The 12,351-nt window shown below is 68.3% G+C and carries 11 protein-coding genes, 1 tRNA gene and 1 pseudogene; 3 read left to right on the top strand and 10 right to left on the bottom strand.

All coding sequences use genetic code 11. The annotated features are described in order from the left end of the window. A pseudogene (locus A5681_RS20865) lies at nucleotides 1–585 on the top strand (DNA primase); the annotation flags it as partial. Here the strand turns inward: A5681_RS20865 and A5681_RS20860 are convergent. Further along, a complete protein-coding gene (locus A5681_RS20860) occupies nucleotides 560–838 on the bottom strand; it encodes a hypothetical protein (protein WP_067279667.1) in 279 nt (92 codons plus the stop codon). The pseudogene A5681_RS20865 and the gene A5681_RS20860 sit on opposite strands and share 26 nt — an antisense overlap. Nucleotides 839–1,001: 163 nt before the next feature. On the opposite strand from A5681_RS20860, the gene A5681_RS20855 reads away from it, so the two are divergent. Further along, nucleotides 1,002–1,074, top strand: a tRNA-Asn gene (locus tag A5681_RS20855). A gap of 12 nt (nucleotides 1,075–1,086) precedes the next feature. Here the strand turns inward: A5681_RS20855 and A5681_RS20850 are convergent. The 9 genes from A5681_RS20850 to A5681_RS20810 form a co-directional block, all read right to left on the bottom strand. After that, nucleotides 1,087–1,809 carry an SDR family NAD(P)-dependent oxidoreductase gene (locus A5681_RS20850; RefSeq protein ID WP_067279674.1) on the bottom strand — a complete coding sequence of 241 codons (723 nt, stop codon included), beginning with the start codon at nucleotides 1,807–1,809 and terminating at the stop codon, nucleotides 1,087–1,089. A 105-nt stretch (nucleotides 1,810–1,914) separates the two neighbouring features. After that, the gene (locus A5681_RS20845; RefSeq protein ID WP_067279664.1) at nucleotides 1,915–3,561 is read right to left on the bottom strand and encodes an NAD-dependent malic enzyme; all 1,647 of its coding nucleotides are present in this window, start codon (nucleotides 3,559–3,561) and stop codon (nucleotides 1,915–1,917) included. 92 nt (nucleotides 3,562–3,653) lie between these two features. Continuing rightward, entirely contained in the window at nucleotides 3,654–5,039 is a 1,386-nt protein-coding gene (locus tag A5681_RS20840) for an NtaA/DmoA family FMN-dependent monooxygenase (protein WP_067279659.1), read from the bottom strand. After that, nucleotides 5,036–6,157 carry an LLM class flavin-dependent oxidoreductase gene (locus A5681_RS20835; protein WP_067279656.1) on the bottom strand — a complete coding sequence of 374 codons (1,122 nt, stop codon included), beginning with the start codon at nucleotides 6,155–6,157 and terminating at the stop codon, nucleotides 5,036–5,038. Before A5681_RS20835 ends, A5681_RS20840 begins: the two co-directional genes overlap by 4 nt. Next, a complete protein-coding gene (locus tag A5681_RS20830; protein ID WP_067279652.1) occupies nucleotides 6,154–7,275 on the bottom strand; it encodes an LLM class flavin-dependent oxidoreductase in 1,122 nt (373 codons plus the stop codon). The genes A5681_RS20835 and A5681_RS20830 overlap by 4 nt, the downstream gene beginning before the upstream one ends. Nucleotides 7,276–7,427: 152 nt before the next feature. Next, nucleotides 7,428–7,841, bottom strand: coding sequence for a thioredoxin family protein (locus A5681_RS20825; protein ID WP_067279649.1), 414 nt, complete (start codon nucleotides 7,839–7,841; stop codon nucleotides 7,428–7,430). A 7-nt stretch (nucleotides 7,842–7,848) separates the two neighbouring features. Next, nucleotides 7,849–8,535: a serine O-acetyltransferase gene (gene cysE / locus A5681_RS20820; protein WP_067279645.1), complete on the bottom strand. Its 687-nt coding sequence runs from the start codon at nucleotides 8,533–8,535 to the stop codon at nucleotides 7,849–7,851. A gap of 2 nt (nucleotides 8,536–8,537) precedes the next feature. After that, nucleotides 8,538–9,470 (bottom strand): cysteine synthase A, encoded by a 933-nt coding sequence (gene cysK / locus A5681_RS20815; RefSeq protein ID WP_067279641.1) that lies wholly within the window; start codon nucleotides 9,468–9,470, stop codon nucleotides 8,538–8,540. A 9-nt stretch (nucleotides 9,471–9,479) separates the two neighbouring features. Next, on the bottom strand, nucleotides 9,480–10,757 hold the full coding sequence (locus tag A5681_RS20810; protein ID WP_067279638.1) for a thioester domain-containing protein: 1,278 nt from the start codon (nucleotides 10,755–10,757) through the stop codon (nucleotides 9,480–9,482). Nucleotides 10,758–11,147: 390 nt separating this feature from the next. On the opposite strand from A5681_RS20810, the gene A5681_RS20805 reads away from it, so the two are divergent. Beyond that, nucleotides 11,148–12,071: a family 2A encapsulin nanocompartment shell protein gene (locus A5681_RS20805; protein ID WP_067279635.1), complete on the top strand. Its 924-nt coding sequence runs from the start codon at nucleotides 11,148–11,150 to the stop codon at nucleotides 12,069–12,071. Nucleotides 12,072–12,351: the final 280 nt, after the last annotated feature.

Here is a 12,351-nt window from a genome sequence, read left to right as displayed (position 1 = left end):
GCGCGGGGCTCCGCCCCGGGCGCCCCGCGCCGCCCCGCGCAGCAATCCCGTGCCGCGGCCGCGACCCCTGCGGCCCGGCCCGCCGCCACGCGCCCGGACCCCCGGGATCCGATCCTGTGGCCGCAACGCGAGGCGCTCAAGTCGGCGTTGCAGTACCCCGCGCTGGCCGGCCCGGTATTCGACACGCTGACGGTCGAGAGCTTCACCCATCCCGGCTACGCCGCCGTGCGCGCGGCCATCGAGGCCGCCGGCGGGACTTCGAGCGGCGTCACCGGGGGGCAGTGGATCGATGCGGTGCGCCAGCGGGCCGGGTCGGACCTGACCGCGGGGTTGATCAGCGAGCTGGGTGTGGAGGCCGTCCAGGTGGACGACGAAAAACTGCCGCGCTACATTGCCGGCGTGCTGGCCCGGCTGCAGGAGGTCTGGATGGGCCGGCAGATCGCCGAGGTGAAGTCCAAGCTGCAGCGCATGTCGCCGATCGAGCAGGGCGACGAGTACCACGCGCTATTCGGCGACCTGGTCGCGATGGAGGCCTACCGGCGCAGCCTGCTGGAGCAGGCTAGCGGCGACGATCTGACGATGTGAGGGCCTCGTCGGCCGCCCGTTCGGCGTCGCGCTCCATGATCGCCGTCTGGTCGTCGATCTCGGCGACGGTCACGAAGCCGGTGTCCGGGGAGATGCGGTTCGCGACCTTGCGGCGGCCCCCTTCGATCATCGACTTGGCCACGGGACTGCTGGTCAGGGCGCGATAAGTGCCGACGATCTGCTCGTAGCGGCGGCGCCCGGCCTTGGAGCCCAGCACGTAACCCAGTCCCAGCACCACGACATACCGGATCAAAAGCGTTCCTCCCGACTCTCGACCGTTCCATCCTGCCTCACGCGGCCCGGTGCGTGCGCGCCCGATCCGTCCCGGACGACCGCCAGACGGGCGGTCCGTTCGGTCCCTGTCCAGTTGGGTGCGGTTATGCCAGTACGCTAGAGTCGTCCCGCGATCGTGTTGATCCCCTGTAGCTCAATTGGCAGAGCGTTCGGCTGTTAACCGATAGGTTCCTGGTTCGAGTCCAGGCGGGGGAGCAAGGCTCAGACTCAGTGTCCGGCGCTCTGGCCGCCGTCGATGTGCAGTGTCTCGCCGGTCACAAAGGTGGCGGCCTCCAAGTACCGAATGCCCGCGACGATGTCGGCGATGGCGCCCATCCGGCCGAGCGGATGCATGGCGGCCAGCGCCGTCGTGTCGTCGTTGGCATGCATCGGGGTGGCGATATTGCCCGGGGAGATGGCGTTGACTCGGATCCCGCTGCGCGCGTATTCGATGGCCAGCGACTTGGTCACCGCCGCCAGGCCGCCCTTGGTGAGGGCGGTCAGTCCCGCCGCAACCGCGGAGTTGGGCTGGTCGAGCAGCGACGTTGTCATGTTGACGACGTGCCCGCCCTCGCCCTGCGTCAGCAGCCGCGCGATGACGCGCTGCGTGATGTGGAAAAAGCCGGTGAGGTTCACCCCGGTCACGAATTCGTAGTCCGCCACCGTGTACTCGGTGAACGGCTTCGGGACGAACACGCCCGCGTTGTTGATCAGCGTGTCCACCCGGCCGAACCGCTCCACCGCCGTCGCCACGATGCGGTCGGCGGTCGCCGGGTCGGCGACGTCACCGGCGACGGCCGCCACGCCGGGGTCATCGTCGGGCGCGATCGAGCGCGAGTTGGCCACCACCGTGTAGCCGAGTTCGCGGTAGGCCCGCACCAGGGCGGCGCCCATGCCCTGCGAGGCGCCGGTGATGACGGCGACTTTCTGGTCGGCGTGGTCCGCGGTCATCGACATCTCCTCTGGGTAGGCACCGCGCGGGGGCGCGCGCTTCACAGTGAATTTAGGTGTCACACAACCCATTGGGAGAACTTGTGGGGTTCTTGGTCACGATCGCTAGTCGTACGCCGGGGTCCACACCGCGTCGAGGACCGCCCGCCGCGGGTCGGCGTGCGTCCGCGTCGCCACCTGGTCGGCGACGGCGGCGTGATAGACGGCTTCGGCGACCGCCGTCGAGATGGCGCGCAAGTCCTTGACGTCCGGCAGCAGCGAGTCCCCCGGGCTTGACGGGCTCGCCTGTTGCACAATGGCTTTCGCGGCGGCCTGCAGCATGCCCTTGGTCAGTAGCCGGGCTCCCGCGACGATGATGCCCAGCCCGATTCCCGGGAACACCAACACGTTGTTGGCCTGCCCGATCGTGTAGGTGGTGCCGTCGTATTCGACCGGCGCGACGGGGGTGCCGGTGGTGATCAGCGCCTTGCCGTCGGACCACTGCAGCACGTCGGCCGGCATGGCTTCCATCCGCGAGGTCGGGTTGGACAGCGGGAAGATCATCGGGCGCTCGCAGGACGCGGTCATGGCCTGCACGACCTTCTCGGTGAAGGCGCCGAACACGGTCGAGGAACCGAGCAGGATGGTGGGGGAGGCGAGCTTGATGGCGTCCACCAAGCCCACCCGCGTGCCGGGGTCCACACCGAGCGCGGCGCGGTTCTTCGCATACGGCACTTGGAAATCCCGCAGATCGTCCATGTCGTCGAACAGCAGTCCCTGCCTGTCGATCGGCCAGATCTGGGCCGTGGCCTGCGCGAGGGAGGCGCCGTCGGCCACCATGGCGTCGCGAATCTGATCGGCCACCCCGACCCCGGCGGTTCCGGCCCCGAAGACGATCACCCGCTGGTCGCGGAGCGGCACCCCGGTGAGATGGCAGCCGCCGTACACGGCCGCCACGACCACCGCGCCGGTTCCCTGGATGTCGTCGTTGAACACGCAGTACTTCTCGCCGTAGTCGTGCAGGATCCGTCGCGCGTTCAGTGGCCCGAAGTCCTCGAAATGCAGGATCGCCCTCGGGAACAGCCGGTGCGCGACTTCGATGTAGCGGTTGACGAACTCGTCGTACTCCTCGCCGCGGCGCCGGGCGTGCCGATTGCCCAGATAGAACGGATCCTGCAGCAGCTGTTCGTTGTTGGTGCCGACATCGAGGGAGACCGCGATGCAGCGGCGTGGGTCGATGCCAGCGCCGGCGGTGTAGAGCGCCAACTTGCCCACCGCGATCTGGATGCCGCCCACGCCCCAGTCACCGATGCCCAGGATGGCTTCGGCGTCGGTGCACACGATCAGGTCAACGTCGTCGGGCTCCAGCGCGAAGGTTTCGAACGCCGCCTCGATGTCGTCGGGCTCGTCGATGCTCAGAAAAAGGCCGCGCTGTCCGCGGTACTCGTCGGAAAACCGTTGAATGGCCTCGCCGACGGTGGGCGTGTAGACCACCGGCATCAGCTCGGGCAGATGGTCTTCCAACACCTTGTAGTAGAGCAGTTCGTGGCGGTAGTGCAACTGCTCCAATAACAGGTTGCGGCCCAGATCCGTTGCCAGGCTTTGCAATTGGCGCCACACCCGGTCCGCCTGTTCGTCGAGCGTCAGCACCGCCGACGGAAGTCGTCCGGTCAGCCCCAGCTGCCGCCGCTGTTCATGAGTGAAGCCGACCCCCCGGTTCAGGCTCGGCGCGGCCAATGCCGGTGGGATCCGCGGCGCGTGCGCGTCGTACATCGCAATCTCCGTCCACCTGACTGGGCCCGTTAGGGCAACCGTAGCGTCGATCCCGGTGAACGCATCTTGAAAGGCTTTTGAAGCGCGGGTCGTCAGCCGCCGACCGCGACGCCGGGCCGACCCCCCGACCAGCCCGACACCGGCAGCAGGCCCAGATGTTCGCGCAGCGTCGCGCCGCGGTATGCGGTGCGGAAGCTACCGCGTTCCTGCAACAGCGGCACCACCTTGTCGACGAATTCATCGAGGCCGCGTGGTGTCAGATGGGGCACCAGGATGAAGCCGTCGCAGGCATCCAACTGCACGTGACGATCGATTTCGTCGGCCACCTGCGCCGGTGTCCCGACGAACTGCTGGCGACTCGTCACCTCGATGATCAGCTGGCGGATCGACAGGCCGTCGGCCTGGGCGCGGGCCCGCCACGTCGCCGCGACGGTTTTCGGATCGCCGTGGCGGACGCGTCCGCGGGTGATATCGGGATTCTCGACGGGATCTACGTCCGGCAGGGGCCCGTCGGGGTCGTAGGCGGACAGATCGGTTCCCCAAACCTGCTCTAAGAACGCGATCGCCGTCGGGCCGCTGACCTGTAGCTCGCGGATGTGACGCGCGTTGTCCTCCGCCTCTTCCGGGGTGTCGCCCAGCGCGAACGTCGCGCCGGGCAGGACCTTCAGCTGGTCGGGGTCCCGCCCGTACGCGGCGGCGCGGTTCTTGACGTCGGCGTAGTAGCGCTGACCGGCCTCGAGCGATCCGTGCAGCGTGAACAGGGCGTCGGCGTGCCGGGCGCCGAAGTCACGGCCGTCGCTGGAGTCACCGGCCTGCAGCAGCACCGGATGGCCTTGCGGGCCGGCGGGAAGCGAGGCCACGCCGCGGATGTCGAACTGCGCACCGTGGTGCTCGACGGCGCGGATCCGGGCGGGGTCGGCGTAGATGCCGGCGTCGGCGTCGGCCACCACGGCATCGGGCGCCCAGCCGTCCCAGAACCGCCGGGCGACGGTGATGAATTCCTCGGCCCGCTTGTACCGGTCGGCGTGGTTGAGGAACCCGCCGCGGCGGAAGTTCTCCCCGGTGAACGAGTCGGAGGAGGTGACCATGTTCCACGCCGCGCGGCCGTCGGAGAGGTGATCCAGGGTCGCGAATTGCCTTGCCACTTCGTACGGTTCGTTGAAGGTGGTGTTGATGGTTCCGGCCAGGCCGAGCCGATCGGTTACCGCGGCGAGGGCGGCCAGCACGGTGAAGGTGTCGGGCCTGCCCACCACGTCGAGGTCGTGAATCTTGCCGCGGTGTTCGCGCAGCCGCAGGCCCTCGGCCAGGAAGAAAAAGTCGAACAGGCCGCGCTCGGCCGTTCGGGCCAGGTGCACGAAGGATTCGAACGCGATTTGGCTGCCGGCGCCCGGATCGGACCACACGGTGGTGTTGTTGACCCCGGGAAAGTGTGCGCCCAGGATAATCTGCTTGCGGCGCTTGGCTGTTCGCGTGCTCATCCGGTCAGGCCCCATCGTTTGGCGAGCAGCTCATGCGAGCGCAGCCGGTCGGTGTGCCGATGCGTCACGGAGGTGATCACGAGTTCGTCGGCTCCAGACACTCGGCGCAGCAGTTCCAGCCGGTCGGCGACCTCGTCCGGATTGCCGACGAATTGCGTTGCGGTGCGGTCTTCCACCAGCGGTAGTTCGTCGTCGGTGAGGGGTTGGCAGAGGTCGGGGTCGGGGTAGGGGATGGCGCCCTGCCCGCTGCGGATGGAGTAGACCCAGCGGCCGTAACTGGACGCCAGCTGGCGCGCGGTGGCGCTGTCCTCGGCGACCACGACATCGGCCGAGACCACCACGTAGGGCTTGGCCAGGCGGGCGGACGGCCGGAACGCTTCACGGTAGGCGGCGATCGCGTCCAGCGCGGTGCCCGGGGTGATGTGGTAGCTGGCGACGAACGGTAGCCCCCGGGCGCCCGCGACCTCGGCGCTCTGCCCGCGGGTGCTGCCGAAGATCCACGGCGTCAGCTGGCCGTGTTCGCCCGGGACGGCGTGCAATTCGTGGCCGTCGCGGGTGTACGTGCCGTCAAGCAGCGCTTCGATCGCGTCGATCTGCTCGGCGAAATCTGCCGGTTGCGCGCACGGCTGGGTGAGCACGGCGGCCTGCGCCCGCATCCGCCCGCTTTTTATCAACGCCGTTGGGTCGAACGGCGGGGGGATGACGATGCCGTCGACGTCGCCCCACGGTCGGGGAGCGCGCGGCGCGGCCGCCGCCGGGGACGCGGCGGCCTCCGTGCGTCGCTGGCCGGATCGGCCCAGCCCCATGTCGATGCGGCCGGGATGCAGCGCGTCGATGATGCCGAAGCTCTCCACGACGGCGATCGGCGTGGTGTGGCCGATCTGTACCGCGGCCGAGCCGACGCGGATGTGGTCGGTGGCCGCGGCGATCTGGCCGATCAGCACCGCCGGCGACGAGCTGGCGACCGCGACGAAGTGGTGCTCGGCGAGCCAGTAGCGCTTGTAACCCCATTGTTCGGCGTGCTGGGCGAGGTCGATGGTGTTGCGCAGCGCCGTCGCGGCGTCGCACCCGGCGCTGATCGGGGACAGGTCGAGGATCGACAGCGGGGTGACGGTCACGGCGCCACCGCCGCGTAGCGGTTGGGCGCGGGAGCCAATTCGAGCCGCTCGCGCAGTGTTTCGCCGTCGCGGTAGGCGGTGCGGAACGCCCCGGCGCGCTGCAGCGCCGGCACCAGCTCGTCGACGATCACGGGCAGGTCGATCGCGTTGACCGCGGGCCGCAGCCGCACCCCGTCAACGCCGGCGTCCTGCCAGCGCAGCAGCAGCTCGGCCAATTGGCTTGCGCCACCGGCGAACACGTGCGCGTCGGAGGAGATGGCGGCGGTGGGTGTCAATGGGTCTTCGCCCAGCGAGACGACGAGATCTGCGTATACCTTCAGCGCACGGCCCGCCGTGCGCTCCGCTCGGGCGACGTCGCGCAAGATCGCGCGCAGCGAGTCGTCGTCGTGCGGGGTGATCAGCACGAGGTCGGCGGCGGCCGCGGCGAACTGGTAAACGCGCGTCGCGTGCGCCAGCGCCAGCACCACCGGTTGGCCCTGCGGCGGCCGCGGGGTGATGGACGGGCCTTTGACCGAGAAGTACTTGCCGGCGAAGTCGATGTAGTGCAGCTTGTCGCGGTCGATGTAACGCCCAGTCGCCACGTCACGGATGACGGCGTCGTCTTCCCAGCTGTCCCAGAGCCGCCGCGCCACCTCCACGGCGTCGGCGGCCTCGTCGAACAGCTCGTCGGCGTCGATGCGGGCGCCCCGCCCAACCAACGCGGCTTCGTGAGCGGTGGCGCTGACCCGCACCTGCCAGCCCGCCCGGCCGTGCGAGATATGGTCAAGCGTCGCAATCGCTTTGGACACGTGGAACGGTTCGGTGTGGGTGACGGTCGCGACGGGCACCAAGCCGATGTGGGTGGTGACCGGCGCGATGCGCGCGGCGACCAGGACGGCGTCCGCGCGGCCCGCCAGCCGGCGGGGCGATATCTCGGGCCGCCGCCCCGGCTGAACGTCGAAGGAGTCGTCGATGGTCAGAAAATCGAGCAGGCCGCGCTCCGCGACCTCGGCCAGGGCCGCCCAGTAGCGACCGCTGAGGTGTCCGCCGCGGGTGGCGTTGTGCGCGAAGGCGTATCGCCACGCGTGCGGGTGCCAGCCGTAGCCGTCCAGCCCCACGGCCAGGTGTAGCTCGGTCATGGCACGCCTTCCGATTCGTCGCTAACCCACTGTGCAACGCTCGGGGCGACAATGCATTCCATGGCCGCATTAAGTTCACCGTGAGTAATACTTCGCCGAGCTCACGCTCGCGCGCGGGGGCAAAGTCGTTCGATGGCTTGATGATTCGAGGGCTAGGCCAACAGCGGTTGCAACGCGGCCCGCAGGTCGCCGACCTTCGGCACCCCGGCGCTACGGTAGCGCTGACGGCCCGCGGCGTCGAAGATCAAGGTGGTCGGCAGCGACAACACCGACAGCCGCTTGGCGGCGGCGGGATTGGCATCGATGTCGATCTCCACGTGCGACACGTCGGGGAGGTCGGCGCAGACTTGCTCAACGACGCGGCGCACCGACGCGCATGGACCACACCACGCGGCGCTGAAGTGCACCACCGTCGGCCCCTCCTGTGCCAAGCCGAGGTCGGACGTGTCGGAGTCGGCGCCAGTCTCGCGCAGCACTCCGGAGCGTCGATTGAGCATCGCGCCGGTCACCGTAGCGACACTAAGCGCCCCGACCAGCGCCGCCCCCGCGATGACAACAGTGCTCATCTGGCCCTCAGATGGAGAAGTCTTCGCCGTGCCATACCCCGGCTTCCGGTGGCCGGATGACACGCTCGGGCTCTTGTTGTCCGTCGTTGGCCGCCTCGAGCTTGGCTACCCGGGTGAGGAGCGACTGCAGACTGACGCCGACGAGGTCGGGCATCATCGAGTCGTCCGGGCTGCTTCGCCCGTGGCGGCTGATGACCTGCCCGGGTACCCCGGTCACCACGGCGCTCGACGGAACTTCCTTGACGACGACGGCGTTGGCGCCGATCCGGCTGTCGTCGCCGACCTTGATCGCGCCGAGCACCTTGGCGCCGGCGCCGATGGTCACCCGGTCGCCGATGGTCGGATGGCGTTTGCCGGTGTCCCGTCCGCTGCCGCCGAGGGTGACGCCGTGGTAGATGGTCACGTCCTCGCCCACCTCGGCCGTCTCGCCGATCACCACCCCGGTCGCGTGGTCGATGAACAGGCCGGGGCCCAGGACCGCACCCGGGTGGATCTCGACTCCGGTCAGGATGCGGACGACCTCCGCAAACGTCCGCGCGGCGAGCCTGGCGCCGCGATTCCACAGCCAGTGGTTGATCCGGTGTCCCCAGATCGCATGTACGCCCGGATAGGCGAAGATCACCTGCAGCGTGGTCGGGCGGGCCGGGTCGCGCTCCCTGGCGGCCCGGATGTCACGTCGAATGTCCGCAAGCATGGTTAGTCCGCCAGGTCGGCGAAGAGTGGGGTGCTCAGATACCGCTCACCGAAGCTCGGCAACACCACCACGACCAGCTTGCCGGCGTTCTCGGGGCGGCGGGCCACCTGTAGCGCCGCGACCACGGCCGCGCCCGAGGAGATCCCCACCAGCAGGCCTTCCTCCCGGGCCAGTCGACGCGCCATGTCCAGCGATTCCTCGTTGCCGACCGTGATGACCTCGTCTACCAGGTCCATCTCGAGCACCGGCGGGACGAATCCGGCGCCGATGCCCTGGATCGGGTGCGGGCCCTTCTGGCCGCCGGACAGGACCGGCGACGCGGCGGGCTCGACGGCCACGAATCGCGCCGACGGCTTGCGCTCTTTGATGACCTGAGCCACGCCGGTGAGCGTTCCCCCGGTGCCCACCCCGGCGACGAAGAAATCGACCTTGCCATCGGTGTCTCGCCACACCTCTTCGGCGGTGGTCTTGCGGTGGATCGCGGGGTTCGCGGGGTTCTCGAACTGCTGCGGGATGAAATACCGTTGATCGTTCTTGGCCAGCTCCTCGGCCTTGGCGATGGCTCCGGCCATGCCTTCGGCGCCCGGGGTCAGCACGATCTCTGCGCCGAACGCCCGCAACAACATTCGGCGTTCGGTGCTCATCGTGTCCGGCATCGTCAGCACGCACCGGTAGCCACGCGCAGCGCACACCATCGCGAGGGCGATGCCGGTGTTTCCGCTCGTCGGCTCCAGGATGATCGTGTCGGGTTTGATCAGCCCCGCCTGCTCGGCCGCATCCAGCATGGCGACCCCGATGCGGTCCTTCACGCTGTTCGCGGGGTTGAAGAACTCCAGCTTGGCGACGACGTCGGCGACCGCCCCTTCGGTGACGCGGTTCAGCCGCACCAGCGGCGTGTTCCCGATCAGTTGTGTGACGTTATCTGCGATGCTCATCTGTCTTCCTCAGGCGATGTCGGTACATGACTCGTCGGTCTGCCAGCTGATGTCGAATTCGATGGCCACGGCCGTGGGTACGGTCAAAGCGATGGGTGTGAATCGATGTGCCGCTCCCTCCAGCGCGACGCCGGTCAGCACCCGCCCGGGCAGGCTTTCGGGTGTTGTCGCGGTGACCGTCGTGGTGGACGTACCCGGTGCGGGCCGCAGATAAAAGTCCGTGCCCGCCCGAACGATGCCGACGATCGTCTCACCGTCGGAGTCGACGAGCGTGTGTCCGTCACCGACGTTGAGCGTCAACGGGATTGGCACTTGAAACGGTCCTATGAGCTCCGAATTGGCGGTTGCTTCGGTATCGACTAGTTGTGGTTCCACCGTATCGCGTGAGGCTTTGCGCGCCCCGGTGATCAAATAATTGTAGAGGTGCACAATTCGGTCGGCATTGCGGTAGTGGCGGGCGCCGGTCAGCCAGAAGCGAACATGGTCGATTGTCGGGCTCTCCGCGTCGGTCGTCGCGATCAAGCGGTAGTGGCGGTAGCCGCGCCCGCCGCCGCCGTGGCTGCTGGCCGACAGCGTGCTGCCGACCCCGAGCGTGCGACGATGACGGCCCCTGCCCGCGTTCACCGTCAGCTGGGAACGCGAAATGTCTTGCCACGCAATGCCGTCGGTAGATTTTTGCAGCTTCAACTCGACGGCGGCGTCGGAGTCGATCCACACCGAGTAACCACCGAGTTGCGGTTCACCGTCGAATTCGAAGGTCATCACGCGTCCGCCCGCTCGGCGTACCTTGATCGGCACGTTGAGGGGCCGAGTGTCCAGGCTCAAACCGTTGGTGAAATGCCAGACCGCGGCCTGGGTAGCGGCGATCGCCTCGTGTTCGCTGATATGGGCCCGTCCGACGGGGTCGCCCGCGGCGCGCAGTTGTGCGCTCAGTTCAGCGGTCGTGCGCATCGGGAAAGAGTTGCGCAGGATCCAATCGACCTCGGCTTCGTAGTTGCGGCTGCGCAGGTGGGGCAGCGCCGACCAGCTGTCCAGGTGGTACCGGGACGGCTCGAGGGGTGCGATGCCGAAGAAGTCCAGCGAATACGCGTGGAGATTGGGATTGACGCGGATCAGGTCGGTTCGGGCGGAGGAACCGTCGGCGAACACGACCGTGTCCACGGTATGGGAGTACGTTCCGCCCCGGTAGCGCGTCATCCGCGCGACTTCGGTTTTCGGCCTGACGAGGACCCGGTGCCGGGTTTCCACCGGCGCGGGAGCGCGGGTGGGTAGTGACATCACTGTCATGGGTGGTTGATCTTCCTCAAAGATTTTGCTGGTGAACGCGCGTCCGGCGACCGTGGGGCGGTTGTGGGCCCATCCACGGGGCGGGAGAGCGCGGGATTTCTACTGCGTCTTGGAGCGTCAGGAAATCAACAACAGCGACAACAACAGCAGGCGGCGGTGCGCGAAGGAACGAAGCGCGACTGGACGGCCTGGTGCATGGCCCCACTATAGGCCCAGGCGAATATCACTGTCAGATTGCGGGCGCTTTACGCCCCTTTAATTCAGCACGGCGGTAATGCTTTGCGGCGCTCGGACAGTCTCCTAGGCTCGGCGCGCGAACCCGGTCACGGCGGGTGATGATGGACCAGCCGTACCGCGCTGCAGCATTCGATCGAGCATGAAAGGACCACGATGACGTCGGCTCAAAGCGAGTCCCAGGCACTCGGCGATCTCGCAGCTAGACAGCTTGCCAACGCGACCAAGACCGTCCCGCAGCTTTCCACGATCACGCCCCGCTGGTTGCTGCACCTGCTCAGCTGGGTGCCGGTGGAAGCGGGCCTGTACCGGGTCAACCGGGTGGTTAACCCCGAAGGGGTCGCGATCAAGGCCGAGGCGGGAGCCGGTACCGAAGAACCGCTCCCGGAGACCTATGTCGACTACGAGACCAGCCCGCGCGAATACACGCTGCGTAGCATCTCGACCCTGGTCGACATCCACACGCGGGTCTCCGACCTGTACTCGAGTCCGCACGACCAGATCGCGCAGCAGCTGCGGCTGACCATCGAGACGATCAAGGAGCGTCAGGAGTTCGAGTTGGTCAACAGCCCCGAATACGGGCTGCTGGCCCAGGCGACTCCGGAGCAGACGATCCAGACTCTGGCGGGCGCTCCGGCGCCTGATGACCTGGACGCGCTGATCACCAAGGTGTGGAAGACGCCCAGCTTCTTCCTGACTCACCCGCTGGGGATCGCCGCGTTCGGCCGCGAGGCGACCTACCGGGGTGTGCCCCCGCCGGTGGTCAGCCTGTTCGGCGCGCAGTTCATCACTTGGCGCGGCATCCCGCTGATCCCGTCGGACAAGGTGCCGGTGGAAGACGGCAAGACCAAGTTCATCCTGGTGCGCACCGGCGAGGAGCGGCAGGGCGTGGTCGGCCTCTTCCAGCCCGGCCTGGTCGGCGAGCAGGCGCCGGGGCTGTCGGTGCGATTCACCGGCATCAACCAGTCAGCAATCGCGACGTACCTGGTGACCCTCTACACGTCGCTGGCCGTCCTCACCGACGATGCGCTCGCCGTGCTGGACGATGTCGCGGTGGACCAGTTCCATGAGTACAAGTGAGTACCGAGCGGTAGACGCCGAAAGCGACCTGCCCATCAGCGCCGCGGAACTCGCCGCGCTGGCCTCCCAGCTGTACGCCGCCAGCATCCGGCCGGGCCCCGACAGCCCGCCGCAGTCGGCGCCGGATAGACGTCCGCGGCGCCGGCGGCCGCCTGCCCGGCCGACGTCGCGGCCGTGGCGTCCGGCACGCTGCCGCGCGGGGCGACCGGCGCCGACTGCGGCGGGCTGTCGGGGCCCTGCCGGGCTTGCAGCGTACAGCTGGGAGGCCAGCGCGGCGAGT

Origin of the sequence: Mycobacterium scrofulaceum (assembly GCF_001667885.1) — a bacterium.
Classification (GTDB): domain Bacteria; phylum Actinomycetota; class Actinomycetes; order Mycobacteriales; family Mycobacteriaceae; genus Mycobacterium; species Mycobacterium scrofulaceum_C.
Note: the sequence above shows the minus strand (reverse complement) of the source record. Positions and strands in the feature narration are given on the sequence as shown.